The organism is Hungatella sp. SB206, from assembly GCF_051132295.1.
Classification (GTDB): domain Bacteria; phylum Bacillota; class Clostridia; order Lachnospirales; family Lachnospiraceae; genus Hungatella; species Hungatella effluvii.
This window is the reverse complement of record NZ_CP096603.1, coordinates 5940001-5960480: the sequence shown is the minus strand read 5'-3', so window position 1 is coordinate 5960480 and position 20480 is coordinate 5940001. Positions and strand designations below refer to the sequence as shown.

18 protein-coding genes and 1 pseudogene (1 of these 19 running past the window's edge) are annotated in these 20480 nt (G+C 50.1%); 15 read left to right on the top strand and 4 right to left on the bottom strand.

Features of this window, described 5'->3' with window-relative positions; translation table 11 throughout:
- Positions 1-13: 13 nt before the first annotated feature.
- The gene (locus M1L66_RS26415; RefSeq protein ID WP_434688827.1) at positions 14-985 is read right to left on the bottom strand and encodes an ArsR/SmtB family transcription factor; all 972 of its coding nucleotides are present in this window, start codon (positions 983-985) and stop codon (positions 14-16) included.
- Positions 986-1309: 324 nt separating this feature from the next.
- Here M1L66_RS26415 and M1L66_RS26410 point away from each other — a divergent pair, with 324 nt between their 5' ends.
- From M1L66_RS26410 to M1L66_RS26365, 10 genes are all read left to right on the top strand, one after another.
- Complete coding sequence (locus tag M1L66_RS26410; protein ID WP_187019679.1) at positions 1310-2659, top strand: ABC transporter substrate-binding protein; 1350 nt, start codon at positions 1310-1312, stop codon at positions 2657-2659.
- Between the two features lie 128 nt (positions 2660-2787).
- Positions 2788-3681, top strand: a complete 894-nt coding sequence (locus tag M1L66_RS26405) for a carbohydrate ABC transporter permease (RefSeq protein WP_187019677.1) — start codon at positions 2788-2790, stop codon at positions 3679-3681.
- 12 nt (positions 3682-3693) lie between these two features.
- Positions 3694-4524 (top strand): carbohydrate ABC transporter permease, encoded by an 831-nt coding sequence (locus M1L66_RS26400; protein ID WP_025531175.1) that lies wholly within the window; start codon positions 3694-3696, stop codon positions 4522-4524.
- 16 nt (positions 4525-4540) lie between these two features.
- Positions 4541-6265, top strand: coding sequence for a glycoside hydrolase family 2 protein (locus M1L66_RS26395; protein ID WP_434688826.1), 1725 nt, complete (start codon positions 4541-4543; stop codon positions 6263-6265).
- Positions 6265-6993, top strand: a complete 729-nt coding sequence (locus M1L66_RS26390) for a glycerophosphodiester phosphodiesterase (protein WP_321005611.1) — start codon at positions 6265-6267, stop codon at positions 6991-6993. Before M1L66_RS26395 ends, M1L66_RS26390 begins: the two co-directional genes overlap by 1 nt.
- Positions 6994-7033: 40 nt before the next feature.
- Positions 7034-7864: an HAD-IIA family hydrolase gene (locus M1L66_RS26385; RefSeq protein WP_434688825.1), complete on the top strand. Its 831-nt coding sequence runs from the start codon at positions 7034-7036 to the stop codon at positions 7862-7864.
- 95 nt (positions 7865-7959) lie between these two features.
- Complete coding sequence (locus M1L66_RS26380; protein WP_187019670.1) at positions 7960-8613, top strand: TetR/AcrR family transcriptional regulator; 654 nt, start codon at positions 7960-7962, stop codon at positions 8611-8613.
- Positions 8614-8682: 69 nt separating this feature from the next.
- Positions 8683-9915: an MFS transporter gene (locus tag M1L66_RS26375; RefSeq protein ID WP_117633705.1), complete on the top strand. Its 1233-nt coding sequence runs from the start codon at positions 8683-8685 to the stop codon at positions 9913-9915.
- A 101-nt stretch (positions 9916-10016) separates the two neighbouring features.
- Positions 10017-10694, top strand: a complete 678-nt coding sequence (locus tag M1L66_RS26370; RefSeq protein ID WP_002602206.1) for a response regulator transcription factor — start codon at positions 10017-10019, stop codon at positions 10692-10694.
- A complete protein-coding gene (locus M1L66_RS26365; protein WP_055656904.1) occupies positions 10691-12229 on the top strand; it encodes a sensor histidine kinase in 1539 nt (512 codons plus the stop codon). Before M1L66_RS26370 ends, M1L66_RS26365 begins: the two co-directional genes overlap by 4 nt.
- 766 nt (positions 12230-12995) lie before the next feature.
- On the opposite strand, the gene M1L66_RS26360 is transcribed toward M1L66_RS26365, so the two are convergent.
- The 3 genes and pseudogenes from M1L66_RS26360 to M1L66_RS26350 all read right to left on the bottom strand — a co-directional run.
- Positions 12996-14012, bottom strand: coding sequence for a WYL domain-containing protein (locus tag M1L66_RS26360; RefSeq protein WP_434688824.1), 1017 nt, complete (start codon positions 14010-14012; stop codon positions 12996-12998).
- A complete protein-coding gene (locus M1L66_RS26355; RefSeq protein ID WP_434688823.1) occupies positions 14002-15417 on the bottom strand; it encodes a WYL domain-containing protein in 1416 nt (471 codons plus the stop codon). The genes M1L66_RS26360 and M1L66_RS26355 overlap by 11 nt, the downstream gene beginning before the upstream one ends.
- A pseudogene (locus tag M1L66_RS26350) lies at positions 15414-15560 on the bottom strand (DUF6783 domain-containing protein); the annotation flags it as partial. The gene M1L66_RS26355 and the pseudogene M1L66_RS26350, both read right to left, overlap by 4 nt.
- On the opposite strand from M1L66_RS26350, the gene M1L66_RS26345 reads away from it, so the two are divergent.
- From M1L66_RS26345 to M1L66_RS26325, 5 genes are all read left to right on the top strand, one after another.
- Complete coding sequence (locus M1L66_RS26345; protein ID WP_349768883.1) at positions 15498-15644, top strand: DUF6783 domain-containing protein; 147 nt, start codon at positions 15498-15500, stop codon at positions 15642-15644. The pseudogene M1L66_RS26350 and the gene M1L66_RS26345 sit on opposite strands and share 63 nt — an antisense overlap.
- A gap of 129 nt (positions 15645-15773) precedes the next feature.
- The gene (locus tag M1L66_RS26340) at positions 15774-17006 is read left to right on the top strand and encodes an RtcB family protein (RefSeq protein WP_434688822.1); all 1233 of its coding nucleotides are present in this window, start codon (positions 15774-15776) and stop codon (positions 17004-17006) included.
- 611 nt (positions 17007-17617) lie between these two features.
- Positions 17618-18715, top strand: coding sequence for a slipin family protein (locus tag M1L66_RS26335; RefSeq protein WP_434688821.1), 1098 nt, complete (start codon positions 17618-17620; stop codon positions 18713-18715).
- A gap of 308 nt (positions 18716-19023) precedes the next feature.
- On the top strand, positions 19024-19890 hold the full coding sequence (locus tag M1L66_RS26330) for an ROK family protein (RefSeq protein WP_243270200.1): 867 nt from the start codon (positions 19024-19026) through the stop codon (positions 19888-19890).
- 28 nt (positions 19891-19918) lie between these two features.
- On the top strand, positions 19919-20480 hold the 5' portion of the coding sequence (locus M1L66_RS26325) for a GntR family transcriptional regulator (protein WP_187019656.1). The gene runs 194 nt beyond the window's last position; 562 of the gene's 756 nt are visible here — the first part of the coding sequence; the start codon lies at positions 19919-19921; the stop codon falls past the right edge of the window.

Genomic DNA, 20480 nt, shown 5'->3' with positions numbered 1-20480 from the left:
CGCCCTGCACCCTCTAATAGATAAGACTCATCACAATCCCCTGCGGAAAATCTCCGTACTTTTCCCCGAATAAATTGATGCCTCCGATATGCCTGGCATCTTTTTTTATCTGGATTAGCAGCGAGATGTAGGGGTGATCCTGGAGCTTTAAGTCTTTGAGCGACAACTGCGGATCGATCAGGCGCCCGTCTAAGTAGCTGCCGCTTTCCCGGACGGAGAAGTTTTTTAACAGTCCGTACTGCGTGCGGCCATTGGGCCAGGCGGGGGGAGTCAGTCGGCCGCGGCGGGCACCGTAATCTCCGGGGGAACAGTAGGTGGCGACCTCGTTCCCATTGATGGAGACGGTGATGTCGGACGGCCAGTCCTCCAGGAAGCCGGGGGCTTCGGAACAGAGCTCCATGCAGAAAGAAATTTCGTGGAGCTCCAATAAGGGATTGGTCAGGTTGGGAAAGCGGTATTCCACGAAGCCCTGCTGGAACCAGATTAGCTGTGCATTTCCACGCAGCGGGGAGTAGAAGGTGCGGGCGCTGTCGTAAGCATCCATGACGCCGTTCTCATCTGCCAGACCGCAGGTAGGCTCTACCTCAATCTGATAGTAATTGCCCACAGGCATATCCAGGGTGATCGTATTATCAGCCAGATCCGCGTCCGCGTCAAAGGTCTCCAGGTGAAAAGTCTGCATGCTGCAGATACAGACACGCATGGAACCGTGCAGGCCGGGCTGGGTTTCCGTGACGATCAGCTTCGCCTCTTCCAGGATCTTGATGTGCAGCGCCGTGGAGGACACGGGGATGGAGAGAATATCCGCGATCTCCTGTAAAGAGAGGGGCGTATTTTTCAACAGGTTTAAAATATTGAGGCGGATTGGAGAGGACAGGGCTTTTCCGATCCTGACAATCTGCTCGTGATGGGCCGGATTGCTTAAGTGAAGCTGGATATCACGCTCACCGATGATCTTAACCGGGGCTTTCTGTTTTCGTGACATGAACGGTTCCTCCTTTTCTTACATTATTTTTTAATTACTGTAATTTAAAACCATATATTTATTATATAAAAAATGTAATAAAATATCAACTGTAATAAAAAAGTAGTACAATATTTAGCAAAATTAAATAAAAATATAGACGCAATATAAAACATACTTGATATAATATACAAAATATGGTAAGATAAATTATGCAATAAATGTGGAATGACAGAGAGGGGATTGCATAAAACGGGGTGAAATTTCTCTGTTTAATACATATTTATTGTAATTAAAGTTGGGTTAAAAATCAAGTAGGAATAAAAAAGAAAAGGAGAGGGAGAAATGAGAAAAATGAAGAAAATGATGTCACTGACAATGGCGGCGGTTATGACTCTGTCGTTAGCAGGATGCGGCGGCGGAGGAACAGCACCGGCGACGAAAGCGGCGGAACCGGCGGAGACCAAGGCGGAGACAACGGCCGAGGCCAAAGCGGAGGAGACGACTGCGGCACAGCCGGCGGGGGAAAAGACGACGATTACGTTTATCAACGGCTTTACCGGCGGCGACGGTCCGTTTATGACCAAGATTGTGGATGCGTTTAATGAGTCCCAGGATCAGTACTTTATCGAGCAGCTTCAGGATGCAGACCATTACACGAAGTTCAAATCGGATGATTTCGACATGCTGATTATCCATGCGGACTGGATTTCCACGTATCACGCGCTGGGCCTTTTAAGAGAAGTATCTGACATCTATGAGAAGGCGGGGCTGTCCTTTGAGAATGACTGGCATCCGATTACCCAGACGTATGCCAAGTACGACGACGGAATTTTTGCTTTCCCGTTAGACTTATACGCAGAGACCTTCTACTACAATAAAGAATACGTAAAAGAAATACCGAAGACGTACGACGATATGAAGGCACTGCGCGATCAGCTGGATTCTGAAAATTCAGGAATCTACCCGATGTCGATCCCGCTTACCGGCGACCATCAGTGGGCATGGATGACGGCTCTCGGCCAGTCCGGATGCAACTGGGTGGAAGGCGAGCACATCAAGATGGACACCGATGAGATCGCAGACGCATTTATGAAGATTCATGACCTGATCTATAAGGATCATATCAGCGCGGCCGGCTTAGGCGACAACGACCATTTCAACACCTTTATCAAAGAATCCAAGGACAACACCAATGTCAGCGCAGCTACAGCTCTGACGGGACCGTGGAATTACACGGCTGCCAAAGAAGTTCTGGGCGACAATCTGGGAATCGGCACACTTCCGCAGCTGTACGGTGACACGAAAGTGGTTCCGGCCGGCGGCCATACCTTCGGCGTATCTGCAAAGGTGACAGACGAGAAGAAGATTGACGGAATCGCAGCATTTATGAAATTCGCATACCAGCCGGAGATCATGTTAAACTGGGCAGATTCCGGTCAGGCTCCGATTCATTTAAAGACCATGGAACTGGTAAAACAGTCTCCAGAGAAGTATCCGGTTGCCAATGTAAACTATCAGATCTTTGATTACGCCATGATTCTTCCGGCCATCTACAATATCAGGGAACAGGTGAAATACGTCAATACAACCGTATGGTCCATGGTAATCCAGACTCCTGATTTAAAGAAAGAGGATTTGATGGAGGAGCTGAAGAACGCAACGGAGATTGCGACAGAATTATCTGAATTATAATCGTTAAACCATGAGGGGCTGCCGCTTTTTAAGAATATGAGTGCGGCAGCCCTTTCTGAGTCGCTGTTCCCGCGGGGGAGCAGCAATATTTCTGACGCAAGCTGCAGGGCAGCAGACGGGAGGTTATCATGAAGAAAAGAAAAGGCACGGCAGTGCTGTTTATCATTCCCTTTCTACTGTTTTTTCTACTGTTCTGGCTGATCCCATTTGTATACGGTATCGCGATGAGCGTAACAAAATACAGTCTGATTCAGGGAAACAAAGGGTTCGTGGGATTCGCGAACTACATCAAGATTTTATTTTCCTCATCCATGTACCACAAATCATTTATTCAGGGATTGAGCAATACGGTAATATTCGTCGTGCTCACCACTCCGTTTCTGGTGTTTGGAAGCCTGTTTCTGGCGCTTCTGCTGGACCGGCTGCCGGAACGGATGAAGGGGATTTTCCGGACGATTTATTTTGCATCCTATTCCGTTTCCGTAACCGCTGTGGCGGCGGTGTTCGTATGGCTGATGAAGGGAAACGGCGGTTATTTTAACAACATGCTGCTCAGCATGGGAATCATTAAGTCACCGATTCCCTGGATGGAGCAGCAGCCATTTGTATGGGTGGCGCTGACGGTAGCCACGGTCTGGTGGACGATCGGCTACAATATGATGCTGTTTGTCAACGCACTCAATGAAATTGACACCAATCTGTACGAGGCCTCCGCCATGGATGGCGCAGGATTCTGGGTACAGCTCCGATACATCATTCTGCCAAATATCAAAAACGTGTTTTTCTTTGTCCTGATGACGACAATCATCGCTTCCTTCAACGTCTACGGCCAGCCAAGGCTGATGACGAAGGGCGGGCCGGGAGAGACTACGAAGCCCCTGATCATGATGATCACCTCTACGATCATGGACCGCAACGATCTGGGCGTGGGAAGTGCGATGACGATTCTCATGGGAGTGGTCATCATCCTCTGCTCTGTCGGACAGTATTACCTGACCAAAGAGAAAGATAATTTAAAATAGGAGGGCGGCAAGATGAAAAAGAAATATTTTAACCGGATTTTGCTGGTCATGTGTGCCTGCGTGATCGCATACGCGTTTCTGCTGCCGCTGCTCTTCATGCTGTTTACCAGCTTTAAGGGCCTGGCGGAGGCGATGACCTCTTCTACACTGCTGCCCCATACATGGACGCTGCAGAATTACAGGGATTTGTTTGCCAGCACCTCCACGGCGCCGATCTTTAAATGGCTGATGAATACGGCGGTGGTGACGGTCAGCGGTACGATATTGAGAATTACGACCAGCGTTCTCGCGGCTTACGCGCTGGCGCGTCTTCCGGTTCCCGGAAAGCGGTTCATCGTGGTGGGGCTTGTATGGGCGATGGCAATTCCGGAGATCGTGACATTTTTCCCATTGTTTTATATCTTCAAGCAGATTAATATGCTCAATTCGCTGCTGCCGCTGATCTTACCCTCCGGCTCCGGCGTTATGTGTATCTATCTGATCTATAACTTCCTGCTGGCGTTCCCGAAGGAGCTGGAGGAGGCCGGGCTGGTGGAAGGCGCCAATGTCTTCCAGGTGCTGTGGCACATCGTTCTTCCGTCGGTGAAGCCGGTGGTGATCACACAGGCCTTTATCACATTTCTCGGACTCTATAACAGCTACCTCTGGCCGTCGCTGGTGGTCAACAAGCAGGAGAACCGGACTGTGACACTGGGAATCGCCGCGCTGGTCCTGGGGGAAAATTATACGAACCCCGGCCTTATGATGGCATCGACCCTCGTATCGGTGGTGCCTGTCCTGATTATTTTTATGTTTGCCAATAAGTATGTCGTTAAAGGATTTACACAGTCGGGTATCAAATAAGCTTGGAGGATTAAGTATGAGAGATGAGTATCCGCGTCCTGATTTTGTGAGGAGTGAATGGGTAAATTTAAATGGGGCCTGGGATTTTTATCTGGGCGGAGAAAAGAGAACGATCGAGGTGCCATACGTATGCCAGTGCAGAAAGAGCGGGATCGGTGAGCGGATTCGTGAGGATGCCGTCGTGTATGAACGGACCTTTTTCGTGCCGGATACCTGGAAAGGGCGGTCGGTGCTGCTGAATTTCGGTGCGGTCGATTACTTTTGCCGGGTGTGGGTCAACGGGCAGTGCGTCGGGACCCATTCCGGAGGCCAGACGCCTTTCAGCTTTGATGTGACCCACTGCCTGAACTGGGGGGAAGAGTGCATCCGCGTGGAGGTGGAAGACTGGCTGAAGGATGAGCAGATTGCCAGGGGAAAACAGTACTGGGAGGATGAATCCAGCTTTATCTGGTATACACCCAGCACTGGAATCTGGCAGACGGTATGGCTGGAGCCGGTGTCCGCGTCGCGGTTTTCCTGGATTCGCTTCACGCCGGACATCGATGAAGGTACGGTGAAGATTGACTACCGGCTGGAGCAGGGGACTGCGCTTCCGTGCGAGGCGATGATCACCATCTGCCGGGAGGAAAAGCCTGTTTTTAAAGGTACCGTGTGGTGCCGCGAGTTGTGCAGCACCATCACGGTGGATGTATTTCAGAAGAAGGCGTTAAACGGTTCCTTTCATTTTGTGGGAGCATACTGGTCTCCGGAAAATCCCAATCTCTATGAGGTCACCATGGAGCTTAAAAACGGCACGGAGGTGACCGACCGGGTGGAAAGCTATTTCGGCATGCGGAAGGTCCGGATCGAAGGCGGAAGAATCTATCTAAATAACCAGCCCTATTATCAGAAGCTTCTCTTAGACCAGGGGTACTGGGAGGAGAGCCTGATCACGGCGCCGTCCGATGAGGATTACAAAAATGATATCCTGATGTCCAAGGCCATGGGCTTTAACGGGTGCAGGAAGCATGAAAAGGTGGAAGATCCCAGATTCTTATACTGGGCGGACCATCTGGGATTTCTGGTGTGGGAGGCGATGGCCAGCTTCTGGGTCTATACGCCGGAGGGGGCCTGTGCCTTTATGAGAGAGTGGATGGATGTGATCCGCAGGGATTACAATCATCCCAGCATCATTGTGTGGGGGATGCTGAATGAGAGCTGGGGCGTCCCCGGCATCTATGAGAATCAGGAGCAGCAGAGCTTTTCGAAATCCCTCTATTATATGGCCCGCAGCCTGGATTCCACCCGCCTGGTGATATCCAATGACGGCTGGGAGATGACGGACACGGATATCTGTGCGGTTCACTCCTACCAGCACGGAAGAGAGGACGACCAGAAGCAGCAGGAATTATATAAAAATTGTTTAAAAGAGATCGACGAGCTGCCTAAGATTGTGGAAAAACGGTTGTTTGCAAAGGGCCATTCCTATCAGAAGCAGCCGGTGGTGCTGACTGAGTTCGGCGGAATCGCAGTCTCGGAGGACGAGAGCGGCTGGGGCTATACGGCGATCGGACGGTCGGAATTCTTAAAGGAATACAGCAGGATTCTTGACGCGGTCTACGATTCAGACTTGATCTGCGGATACTGTTATACGCAGCTGACCGATGTGGAACAGGAGACCAACGGCCTTCTGACAAGCACCCATCAGTATAAATTTGACCCGGAAAAAATTAAGGAAATCAATGACAGGAGGAACCGGTAATGAAAGTAGTTGCACACCGGGGATACAGCGGAAGGTATCCCGAGAATACGATGCTGGCGTTTCAGAAGGCGGTGGAGGCCGGATGTGATGAGATTGAGCTGGATGTCCAGCTGACAAAGGATGATGTGGTGGTGGTCCTTCACGATGAGCGGATCGACCGGACCACGGACGGCGCCGGCTATGTCCGTGATTATACATACGAGGAATTAAAGCAGTTTAACGCGGCCAAATGCTGGGACGGAAGGTACGACAGGATGGCGATTCCCACGTTTGAGGAGTACTGCATCTGGGTGAAGGATGAGCCTGTGACCACTAATATCGAGTTTAAAACCAGCATTTACTATTATGAGGGGCTGGAAGAAAAGACGATAGAGCTTTTGAGAAAGTATCATCTGGAAGAGAAGGTGATGTTCTCGTCCTTCAACCACGTGTCCCTGTTAAAAGCGAAGGAGCTGGAACCGGATATAGCGTGTGGAATACTGGTGGACGACGAACTGGGCAACGCGGGATATTACTGCAGCCAGTACGGCTTTGAGTGTTACCACCCCAATGGAGCGAAGCTGACCGGCGCCGTGGCGGAGAGCTGTGCCCGCCATGGGATCAAAATCAATGCCTGGACCATCAATGATATGGCTCTGCTGGAAAGGCTGGGCGACTTGAACTGCAGCGGGGCGATTACGAATTTTCCGGGTATCTGCCGCGCCTGGCAGCAGGCAATGCAGAAATAGGGAAGATTACTTTACATACAGGGAAGGCGGAAATAAGTCGTTGAAGGAACAGAGAACTGCACTGCTTGAAAAAACTGAATTGCTTAATAAAACAGAATTATTTGTCCTGGACATGGATGGAACCTTTTATCTGGGTGACCGGATTCTGGATGGAGCGCTTGACTTTTTAAAGACCGTGGAGGAAACGGGGCGCAGATACCTGTTTTTTACGAACAATTCTTCAAAATCACCGAAGGTCTATCTTGAAAAACTGAAGGGGATGAACTGCATAATCGGCCGGGAGCAGATTATGACCTCAGGAGATGTGATGATCCAGTACTTAAAGAGCTGCCATGCGGACTGCTCTGTGTATCTGGTCGGCACACCGGCTCTGGAGGAGAGCTTTCGGGAGGAGGGAATCCGTCTGACGCAGGAAATGCCGGACGTGGTGGTGATCGGTTTCGATCTGACCCTGACCTACGAAAAGCTGGAGCGGGCGTGTACCTATATCAGGAACGGAGCCGAATTCCTGGCAACCCATCTGGATATCAACTGCCCTACGGAAGAAGGCTTTATCCCGGACTGCGGCGCATTCTGCGCGGCCATCTCCCTGTCTACGGGAAAGCAGCCGAGATACGTCGGTAAGCCTTTCCCCGAGACCGTGGAAATGATCCTGAAGAAAACAGGAGTGGACAGGGATCGTATCGCCTTCGTGGGCGACCGCCTGTACACAGACGTGGCCACCGGTGTGAACAATGGCGCCATGGGAATGCTGGTGCTGACCGGGGAAACGAAGAGGGGGGATCTGGAGGGGGCGGAGGTCGTCCCGGATGGCGTGTATCTTTCCTTGAAGGAGATGGGGGAGCTGCTGAGGACTCATCGGGAAGATTGAGAGCGGCATACTGCCAGAAAGCTGGACTTGACATTTAAATCTGCTTCTGCTATTATAAACATACCGACGGTATGTATGTAAAAGGAGGGGAGATTATGGCACGTAATAAGTATCCGGAGGAGACTGTTCAGAAGATCCTGGATGTGTCCCGCACATTGTTCCGGGAGAAGGGGTATGAGCATACGACGATCCAGGATATTGTAAGTGCACTGGGAATGTCGAAGGGAGCAGTCTACCACCACTTTAAGTCAAAGGAAGAGATTATGGACCGGCTGACCGATGTCTACTACGACGAGGCCGGGTGGTTTATGGATATTCGGCTGGACCCATCCTTAAATGGCCTGGAAAAGCTGAAGGAGATCTTTTATTATCTGTTTACGGATAAGAAAAAATTTGAGCTGGATAAGCTGATGCCGTATACCAACAGGGATAATCCGAGGCTCCGTACCCTGATTCTGGATTCCACCATACATGATTCTGCGCCGTTTATCGCAGATCTGATCGAGGAGGGAATCCGGGATGGCTCCATTTCTGCCACACGGCCCAAGGAACTGTCTGAGATGATGATGATTCTGATGAATGTGTGGGTGGGCATGTACGCGGAAAACAGAGAGGATTTTCTTGTAAAGGTCGATTATTACCAGGAATTCTGTGAGAAGATGGGCATTCCGGTTATCGATGACCGCATAAAAGAAGCTTTTATCTGTTATTTTGATGAGGTAATAAAAGAACAGCCAGGGTGGGCGTAATCCCACCCTTCTTTTTTACAGTTATACATACCAACCGTCGGTATTAAAAATAAGGAGAATATAAAAAATATGAATTCACGCCTGTTTCAACGAGACTTTACGATTATGATTCTGGGACAGATTATTTCGCTGTTCGGCAATGCGATTCTGCGTTTTTCACTGTCACTGTATGTTCTGGAGGTTACGGGATCGGCTGCGGTGTTTGGCACCATTCTGGCCGTATCCATGATTCCTACGGTGCTGCTGTCACCGTTCGGCGGTGTTTTGGCGGACCGTCTTCCGAAGCAGAAGATCATGACGATTCTGGATTTTGTAACGGCCGGACTGATCGTGTTTTATGATGCGGTTTATGGGAGTGCGGGGAATCTGGCTGCTGTCACGATCTTTATGATTCTGCTGACTCTGATCCAGGCATTTTACCAGCCGTCTGTTCAGGCCAGCATCCCGCTTCTGGCTTCCCAGGAGCAATTGATGGCGGCTAACGGGATAGTGATGCAGGTCCAGGCGCTTGCAGGCCTGCTGGGGCCGATCCTGGCCGGGATGCTGTACGGGATTGGGGGTGTGAAGCCCATACTTGCGGCCAGCGCGGTCTGCTTTTTCTTATCGGCGGTGATGGAACTGTTTCTGCGTATCCCTCACGAGAAGAGAGAGGCCGATGGATCACCGGTGCGTATGGCACTTCTCGATTTAAAGGGAGCCGTCACTTACTTAATCCGGGAGAATACCTGTCTTTTTAAGCTGCTCATCGTGGTTGCAGGAATCAATCTCTTCTTATCTGCCCTCTTTATCATAGGTCTGCCGTATCTGGTTAAAATATATTTAGGCATGTCGGCGCAGGCTTATGGATTTGCCGAGGCGGCCATGGGGATGGGCTCGATTCTCGGCGGGCTGGTATCCGGTCTGGCAGGGAAGAAGATTCCATTTAAGCATTCCCACTATTTCCTGTTGGGGACGCCGCTGCTTTTGATACCGGTGATTCTGATTCTGCTGTTCCAGGCTCCTGGGAAGATGATTTATGCGGTTCTTCTTTTTTCTGTTATGATCGGAATGGGCTTCGCTGCGTTATTTACCATTGCGGCGCAGACCTTTATTCAGAAGAGCACGCCGGTTCATATGCTGGGGAAAGTCGGCGCATTCGTATCCACCATCTGCGTCTGTGCGCTGCCCATCGGCCAGGCGATGTACGGCGGACTCTTTGAGCTGTTTTCCGGCAGTCCATGGGTGGTGGTTTTGGTTGGAACCGTGATCAGCATGATGCTGGCGTATGCGGCCAAGAGGACATTACGGAACGCAGAGGCGTAAATACCGCTGTTTTATGTGAAATCTCTGTGAAAATGTAGAATTTATCCGGCCGTTTTGTTACAATAATAATCAGAAAATGGCTTACAGTTCAGGAGGTTATCATGGAACAGTTGAAGATATTAGTAGTAGATGACGAGGCCAGAATGAGAAAGCTGGTAAAGGATTTCTTGAGTGTTAAGGGATTTACGGTGCTCGAGGCTTCCAACGGTGAAGAGGCGGTGGATCTGTTTTTCGAGCAGAAGGATATTGCACTGATTATTCTGGATGTGATGATGCCGAAGATGGATGGCTGGGAGACATGCAGAACGATCAGAAAATATTCCCAGGTGCCGATCATTATGCTGACGGCCAGAAGCGAGGAGCGCGACGAGCTGCAGGGCTTCAACCTGGGTGTGGACGAATACATTTCCAAGCCGTTCAGCCCGAAGATTCTGGTGGCGCGCGTGGAAGCGATCTTACGAAGAAGCAACGCCGTCTCTTCCGACTTAATCGAGATCGGAGGAATCCGCATCGATAAAGCGGCGCATCAGGTTACGATCGACGGTCAGAACATTGATTTGAGCTATAAGGAATTTGAACTTCTGACGTATTTTGTAGAGAACCAGGGAATTGCCCTTTCGAGAGAGAAGATTCTAAATAATGTGTGGAATTACGATTACTTCGGAGATGCGAGGACGATCGATACCCATGTAAAGAAGCTCCGGAGCAAGATGGGAGAGAAAGGGGACTATATCAGGACCATCTGGGGAATGGGCTATAAATTCGAGGTGACTGAATGAGACATTCCATAAAAGCCCGCTTTGCCATGATTTTCGTAGGGTTGATGGCATTCGTGCTGATTGCTACCTGGTGTGTGAACAACTGGTTCCTGGAAAGCTTTTATACCATGGACAAGGTAGCCACACTGGAAAAGGCATACAACGGAATTGACCGGATCGTTACGGAAACCGAAAAAAAGGGCACCGATATATTCGAGTATTTTAAGAGCACCTATGATCCGAACCGTGAAAATGAAGGTCCGGTCCAGCAGATGTTCCGGGTCCTCGGTGAAAAATATAATATGAACATCGTGCTGATGGACAGCGCCACCGATCAGGTTCTGATCTCCAATACGGGGGAGCGCGACTACTTGTCCAGCCGGGTTCAGGGATATATCTTTGGCAAGGACATGCCTAAGGTCAGCATTTTAAAGACCCACGACAATTATTTTATCCAGAAGACGTATGACAAGCGCTCCGATTCTTATTATCTGGAGAGCTGGGGGTATTTTTCGGATAATGCGACCATCTTTCTGATGTCCACGCCGCTGGCCAGTATCCGGGAGAGCGTGGATCTGGCCAACCGTTTCCTGGCATACGTGGGAATCGCGGCGCTGTTTGTGGGAAGTGTGTTTATTTACTTTACCACGAAAAAGATCACTTCCCCGATTCTCCAGCTTGCGAATCTGTCGGAGAAGATGTCCAACCTGGATTTCGACGCCAAATACACAGGCCAGGCGGAGGATGAGATCGGTGTGCTGGGGAACAGCATGAACCGTCTGTCCGATACACTTAAGGAGACCATCGGTCAGCTGAGAACGGCCAACACGGAGCTGCAGCAGGACATCGAGGAAAAGATCAAGGTCGATGAGATGCGTAAGGATTTCATAGCCAACGTGTCCCATGAGCTGAAGACGCCGATCGCGCTGATTCAGGGGTACGCGGAAGGCCTGACGGAAGGGATGGCAGAGGACCCGGAGAGCAGGGATTATTACTGTGAAGTCATCATGGATGAGGCCAATAAGATGAATAAGATGGTGCGCCAGCTCCTGACCCTGTCAGCGCTGGAGGCCGGCAACGACGCCCCGGTCATGGACCGGTTTGACTTAACTGACTTAGTCCGCGGAGTAATCACGTCCGCAGGTATTCTGATTCAGCAGAAGGAAGCGGAGGTGCACTTAGAGGACTGCGGTCCGGTCTACGTATGCGCGGATGAGTTTAAGATCGAAGAGGTAGTGACAAACTATTTGAATAATGCGCTGAATCATCTGGCCGGCGAGAAAAAGATCGTCATCACTGTGGAAGACAACGGGGAGGAAGCTCTCGTCACGGTATTTAACACAGGAAATAATATCCCGGATGAGGATATCCCCAATCTATGGACGAAGTTCTATAAGGTGGATAAGTCTCATACGAGGGAATACGGCGGCAGCGGAATCGGGCTGTCAATCGTGAAGGCGATCATGGACTCACACAGAAAGGCCTGCGGAGTGAGAAATGTGGAAGGCGGAGTGGAGTTCTGGTTTACGCTGGATTGTTATAGGGAACAGGGATAGATCTGGTATAATGTATTGTAAGCCCTTGTGCATAGAGTGCCTGATATTCGCATCAGGCACTCTATGCACAAGGGCTTATGATACATTATGCTAGTGTCAGGCGGTGTGGAATGGCGGCACCGCCTGACATATAATATGAGTTATAAATACGCATGATGGTTGTAAAGTGATCCGCGATATGATAAAATAAATTTGTATAATTGAATAGAAGTCAGAGGATAGCCTGATGATTCCCCTCAGAAGCTGGATATACCACGGACAGCGGCCGGATGGCAATGCTGTTATGAAAATCCGGTTTGCTGCTTTCGCGAGAATGGGCGAAGGGGGAAATGTAATATGAATACACTTGAAGTGTTGACATTAGTGCTGGTGATATTTGCAGCACTGACTTACATAGAGATTCATCAGAATAGAAAATAGCTATCCTCTATTGCAGTAGAGGATAGCTGTGTAACTAAAAATTACACCAGATATCTGAAGCGTAATCATCAGACGAACGACTGTCTCTTTGATTACTTCTAAGTAAATTATACACTGGGGGCTTGTTTTTTTCAAGCCCCTTTTTAAATTTAGTCTTTCGACAATGTTTCTGGTTGAAGCTTCCGAAACACAAACTTCGCTGGCTGCGGCCGCTCAGCTGGGAGTGATCTTCCTGTCCTGAAGCGATTGTTCTGTCCGGGAGTGTTCTTCCTGTCCTGAAATGATCTTCCCGTCCTGACAAGATAAAGCAAGTGCTGTCATCTTGTCCGCAACGCGTAAAATTTTATTACGGGTTACTGCAGTCTTTCGCAAACAGCCGCTGCTGCCTCTCCACCCGTTCCTTCACCTGTTTCAGAAAGCTTTCCGGCCCCAGCACCTTTACCACTGGTCCGAAGGAGAGAATCTGTATCAACAGCTCCGTCTCCACATCTCTGCTGTAATAGATCCGGCAGAGGTACTTACCGGAGTCACCCAGCTTTTCCGTCCGTTTCTTGTAGCAGGCGAAATGAAGCATGGTCCGTTCCAGCGCATTGCGCTCATTGGATATTTCCAGGACCACAGGTTCCCGGCAGAGGGAGTGTTCTAAGCAGGCATCGATATCGGGCCGAATCTCCAGGGATTTTCCAGTATCTTTAATCCGCATGATCCGCGACAGATTCAGGATAGTCAGACGGCTTAAGCTGTCATCCTTCCGAACCCGGACTGCCATGAGACGGAATTTGTCGTCCCTGGCAGAGTATTCGAGCCGGCAGGGAAGGTATCGGAATGTAGTTAAGTGGTTTTTTGCCGAAAAGTAATCGATGGCCAGGATCCGGTTCTCCCGGATCCCTTCCAGAACCGCTTGAAAATGCTCCCGGTATGAATCGAGTTCATACCCGTCTCCGTCGGAATACTGGTCAAAATAAGAAAAGTCCTCCGGATAAAATAACGGCTGAACATTTCTTAACGAAAGATCCAGCTTCCGGCACTCCTCGTCAGTAAAAAACAGGCGAAATCTGGGATCCGCGGAGACGGCTTTCAGCCAGGAACGCTGGAGCCCGGTCAGCGGCAGCGGCTCCGGTGCCTTTACCCGGGAGTAAAAGAGCGGCTTGACGGACGGCCCCTCCGGCGACTTGACGAGTAAATTCCATTCCCCGCTCACCAGCTTCGGGACGATGGCAAGGGCACTTTCCTCATAGCCGTATGTATCCGCAATACGGTTTAAGTCACTTTCTGACAGCCCGTGTTCTGCGGCCTCGTCCAGAATTCGCCGGACGACCAGAAAGTAACAGTTATAGATTTCAGAAAACAGTTCAGATTCCATCCTTGTTCACCTCCGATTCCGCCGAGAGTAAGTGAGGGGGACTTTCCGACCATTCCGCTGAACGTAAATGAGGGGGACTTTCCGCATACATCTTCGCCATGCGATCCATATCCCGGAAGAATTTCTTTTCAATCATGGAATTGGAGCAGGAGAAGGAGAGAATCCGTCCTGTAAATGTTTTGACCCACGGCATCATCTCGTTGCAGTCAAAACACTCCCGCGTGTAGCTCCAGACACCGTGATCCAACCGCGTTATGGTACCGCCGCGGCCCTCCCGTTCCAGACGCCCGATAATGTGAGCCTCCCGCTCTTCATCCAGAGACAGCGTAAAAGAAATCGACTCCATCCGTGCAGTTCGTTCCGCCGGACGCCGGAGAGGGGGACTTTCCTTTTTCCGGCCGTCACCAAAGGAAACGCCCCATGTCTTAAAAAGATTCTTTTCCAGATCCTTTTTGTGCTGTTCGTAACGGGCTTCCCCGTCATCTCCCCCTGACTCTAAGCGCGTCACCGACAGGAGATAGTCCAGCCTGAAGCTGGAGAAACGTTTTGATTTTGTCTGATGAACGATGACGTAGCGCCGGCCGGTCTGGGTACTCACCAGAATCTTTAAAGGAGTCCCTTCCACCTGTTCGGTCCGGCCTGTCTTTGCGCTCTTATTTTCCAACTGGATTTCTTTTCGTTCCCTCATGGCGCGCAGGAGCTCCAGGAGAATCTCGTCCTCCAGCGTATGGACCAGAAAGTCGTGTTTGAGACGGAATACGGTATTTTCCTTCTGAAGATTATCCAGTATGGTGCTGCCGATAAATCCGAAGGCGGCACTTCCCTGATAGAAACTGACCATATCAAGGAATCTGGGGGAACCGGTCATCTTTTCCAGCCAATCCATGGAACTCAGATTCGAGGTATTTTCCTCACAACTATTCTCACGCTTTCCGTAAAGCAGCCTTCGCCCTTCCTTCTTCGCAGTTAAAATTCCCAAAGACTCGTACTCCACCAGCTTTTTTCGAACAGTCTGGGAGTCAAAGAGGACTCCGTACCGGCTCTGGAGCTCGTCTGCCGTCTCATCTGCCGTGTGGAATCCGCCGTCTGCGAGAAAATCCAGAATCAAGAAATGCAGCATGATGTCATTGGAGGTAAAGCTCTTCGATTTCCAGGCGGAAAACAGCGGGTTGACGGCGATCCGGTTGCTGTGGGCGATGATGGCCACCGTTTTCTTCCGTTCCTCGTTGTACTCGCTGTGAATATAGGGAGAAAACCAGCTTTCGATCCTGCGGCGCTCGTTGTCGTAGGTCCGGCCGCTGCCATCGCTGTAGTCCTCCCGGGTCTTAAACCCATATACGTAAAAATCCCGCACATAGGTACGGATCCGGTCGAACCGTTTCACAAGCTCTGAAAATTCTTTCATGGTATCTTCACTTCCTTCTGGACTTCTTCTTTTGCCGCTCCGCCGGGCTCTGGGCATGTTTGAAAATTCATTCCTGCCATCTGCACGCCCCATTTCGCGGGAGCGTTGCCCCGTATTCGCTTAACGTAGCCCACTACGCTGCGCTCATTCGGGACAACGTTCCCACAAAATGTGACGCACATCTGACAGAAAGAAATTTTCAAACATGCCCTTGTAACAGCTGTTAAATTTGATTATACTTCCAATTTTTCCTGCTGTCACCAGGTTCGCACCCTTTTTTAAATGATTCCTCCGGTAAATGCTGGTAAGATAAAGTCACAACAGAGAACAAAGAACAGGAAATGGGGAATGAGATTATGTTTACATGGAAAGAAGAGCAGATGAATAAGCCGGTGAGAATCTGGCTGGAAAATATAGAAGAGGTTGAGGAAGGATGCCTGGAGCAGGCGCGCCATTTAGCGCAGCTTCCGTTTATCCATAAATGGGCGTGCCTGATGCCGGATACTCACCAGGGAAAAGGAATGCCGATCGGCGGAGTCATCGCTGCGGACGGCGTCATCATTCCAAATGCAGTGGGCGTCGATATCGGCTGCGGAATGAATTTTGTCTCTACCAATATAAAAGCAGAAGATATTAAACCGATTATGACCGGCAATGGAACCATGTTCCAGGCCATTACCGGAGAGATCATGAGAAATATTCCGGTTGGCTATAACTCTTATAAGAAGAGACAGGAATCGGAGGTATTGGACCGGTGCCTGGCGCATGCAGCCGATTATGAGAAGAATGAGACGCTGTTTCCGTTAATTGAGGATGCCTTTTACCAGATCGGTACGCTGGGAGGCGGCAACCATTTTATCGAGCTTCAGGAAGATCAGGATGGGTATCTGGGGATCATGATACACTCCGGAAGCCGCCATTTTGGAAAGGAAATCTGTGACCATTTCCACAACAGAGCGAGAGTATTAAATACCGCGTGGCACAGCGCTGTTCCGGATTCGTACCGTTTAGCGTTCCTTCCTGTGGACAGCGCGGAGGGACAGGACTATATCCTGTGGATGAACCTGGCGCTGGAATACGCGTTTGAAAACAGAAAGCGCATGATGGAGAAAACTCTGGAGATTGTGGCTCAGAAGGTGGAAAAGTACCTGGATACGACCATGGAATTTACCGAGCAGATCAATTGTCACCATAATTACGCTTCTTTGGAGACCCATTACGGGAAAGAGGTATGGGTGCACCGGAAGGGCGCCACCAGAGCCGGTAACGGTGAGTTGGCCGTGATCCCGGGTGCCATGGGTTCCTACAGCTATGTCGTCATGGGAAAAGGAAACCCGGAGAGCTTCGAGAGCTCGTCCCACGGGGCGGGAAGGGCCTATTCCAGAAAGGCCGCGATGGAGAAATTCTCCTGCGAGGAAGTCATTAATGATTTAAAAGCCCAGGGCGTCGTCCTCGGGAAAATGAACAAATCCGATGTGGCGGAGGAAAGCCGCTTCGCCTACAAAGACATTGACCATGTGATGGATCAGCAGAAAGATCTGGTCGTTCCGGTCAAAAAGCTGAAGACGGTCGGCGTGGTGAAAGGTTAGTACTGCGTTATTAATGCAAAGCTGTACTAGAACTGCACCACGCCGGAAAGAAATCGATCATAGCTGCAGAAATCATGGCGTAAAAGCCAGATGGTGCCGGCTGCTCTGCAGTACGGTATGCCGCAGTGAATTCCATCGTCCGCAAGGGCGGGGAATTATATATGATAGCGCCGAAACGGCAGGCAACTGCCATCGGAGGATGATGTGTCGCGGGTTCGAATCCCGTCTGCCTGATTCAGGCAGTAGCTAAGTTGGTATAGCAATCATTAGACACCTTTTTAGTGTCCCCTAAAAGATGGGGAGAAGGCCGGACTGCCAGGCTGCGGATCGTATTTTAGTCCTGCGGCCAGCATGAAAAGAGCCATGCGATGAGGCGGCTACCGCAGATTTCGAGTTATGCCCTGATCGGCCGAACAGGCGGAGGTGGTGAGTCATATGCCGCAGCCCGCTGCCGGCCCGGTCACGGCGAATGAAGAATCTGCCAAAGTCCATCCCGCTTTTTTGTGCGGTGGTCCGGTGTTTCAACCCGTGTAAAGAAAAGTCCGCCCGCGCGAAATGGCGATATTCACCAGCGTAAAGTGGATTATAAAAATAGAAAAGAGGGAAGGTATATGCGTATTAATGTAAATCAGACCCAGTGCGGTTTCGTTATGAAAAATGGCTGTTATGAGAAAATGATATTTGCCGGAACGTACCACTATCCGGCCTGCATGGGATATAAGGTGATTATAGAAGAGATGCGTGGGAGAGTGGGATTTAAGGAAGTCCCCTTAAAGGTTTTAAAAGAAGATGCCGCGTTTATGAGCCGTGTCACGATGGTGGAGGTACCGGAGGGGCAGCTGGGAATCCTGTATATCAACCATGCGGCGAGCGCTGTTGTAATAGACCGCGAGGCCGCTTACTGGAATGTATGGGAACCGTGTGAGCTGCGTTTCATCGACATGAGGGAGCCGGTCATGGACCGGAACGTGGAAAAGAACCTTCTGCGTCTGATCGCCCAGCAGTATTATAAGAAGATTGAGATTCTTCCGGGAGAGATGGGATTGTTGTACCAGGATAATATTCTGACGGATGAGCTGGGACCCGGAACGTATTATTACTGGCTGTACGCCCGTGATGTCTTATGCCGTATTGTGGATTTAAAAATGAAGGAACTGGAGATCAGCGGCCAGGAGATCCTGACGGCTGACCGTGTGGGAATCCGGCTGAATTTAACTGCTACATACCGGATCGCAGATCCGAAGCGGCTGGTGGAGACCATTAAGGGTGTGGAAAATCAGCTTTATACCCGTATCCAGCTGATTGTACGGGAGTGTGTGGGCCGTTACCGCCTGGATGAGATACTGGAACAGAAGGAGGCCATCTCCGGTTTTCTGGCACAGCGGATGAGGGAAGAGCAGGAGCAGTACTGCGTGGAGGTTCAGACCATCGGAATCAAGGATATTATCCTTCCAGGGGAGATTCGGGACATCATGAACACAGTACTGATCGCGGAAAAGAGAGCGCAGGCCAATGTCATCACGCGGCGCGAGGAGGTCGCCTCCACACGGTCACTGTTAAACACCGCGAAACTGATGGATGAGAACAAGACGCTTTACAAGTTAAAGGAATTGGAATGCCTGGAGAGAATCTGTACTCAGGTTGGAAATATATCCGTGGCAGGCAGCGGAACTCTGATTCAGCAGCTCAGAGAACTGATGGGAACGTAATAATAGACTAGTGCCGCACGGCGTAAATTCGCCGGGAGGCACTAGGAATTTAACTTCATATCGGACACACCGTGAAGGCGGCTGTCCTGCAACCGGGAAATTGATTGCAGGACAGCCGCTTTCCCTGGTATGCGCACTTTGCGCTGAAACGTGCAGTCTGACTTCGTTCTTGTAACAAGTGCACAATACCTTTTGATCAGTATTAACAAAAATACAGAGACGCTGGGAAAAGACTTGTTTTTACGTTTGAATTATAATATTATAATGTTATAACTTTTGGAAAGGCGGCAGCAGGAAAAATGTATTTGATGTTAGATGTTGGCGGGACAGAGATTAAGGCCGGCGTACTCGATGAACACGGCGCCATTCAGGGCGGGATCCGCCATTTTTCTTCCAATGCGAAGGCGGATCAAGAGGCGATCCTGGATCATTTTTCCATGATCATAAAGGAGATGGCGGGCCGATGGAAAGGTGTCTCCATCGATGGAATCGGCATGGCGTTTCCAGGGCCGTTCGATTATGAACGGGGTATCAGCCTGATGCAGGGACTGGATAAATATGATTCTATTTACGGTATTTCTATAGAAGAAGAGATAAAAAAGCGGACAGACTTTCTTCAGGATACAATTTTTTGTTTTCTCCACGATGTGGAGGCGTTTGCACTGGGGGAAAGCTGGTTCGGGGAAGGCCGGGAGGCGGGGCGGCTTCTGTGCCTCTGCATTGGAACGGGCACCGGGTCCGCATTTATAGAGAATAAAAAGGTGATAAAAGAGAAGACGGAGGGAGTGCCTGATCATGGCTGGATCTATAACCTGCCCTACCGGGATTCCATCATTGATGATTATCTCTCCGTTCGGGGACTTTTAAAAATCAGCAGGGAGATTACGGGAACCGAGCTGAATGGAAAAGAGCTGTATGAGCGGTGTCTGGAACAGGAGGAGAAGGCGCTCCTGGTATATCATAGATTTGGTGAGGAATTAAACCGCTGCATGTGTCCGTTTCTGGATGCGTTCCATCCGGACTGTGTCGTGCTCGGAGGGCAGATCTCAAAAAGCTTCCCCTATTTCGGGGAAGCCTTTAAAAAAGAATGTGAAAAACGGAACACGACGGTCTGCCTGGAACCGGAGACCTCGGCCAGAGCCATGCAGGGACTGTTTGTTGCCATGAGCCATTAGGATAACAGAAGATGAGGAGGGACAGAATATGTTAAATCATGAAAAGGGAGCGCCGCCACTTTATTCGCAGCTGGAATCCATAATCAAGATGCAGATCGAGCGGGGAGAGTATAACCGGGGGGATTTTCTGCCGACGGAAAAGATGCTGATGGATCAGTATGAGGTCTCGAGAGTGACGGTCAGGCAGGCCATGGCGGCCCTGTCCCAGGCCGGATATATCAAATGCTCCAGGGGAATCGGCACAGAGGTGATCTATGAGAAAATCGACGAACACATGAAGAGCGTCATCAGCTTTACGGATGAGATGAAACAGCACAATATCACTATGGAAACCACCTATTGCCGCATGGAGAAGGTCATGCCGGGTACCACCGTGGCATCAGCGCTTCAGATTCCTAAAACGGAGATGTGCTACTGCCTGACCAGAGTCCGCAGTGTCCAGGGGAAACCGCTGGTGTATACCGTTACGTATCTGAGAGATATCGTGGAGCTTCCTATGGACAGCCAGTATTATATGGAGTCTCTGTACAAATATTTAAGTGAAATCCATGAAATAAGAATTGTAAAAGGAAGGGACACACTGGAAGCGG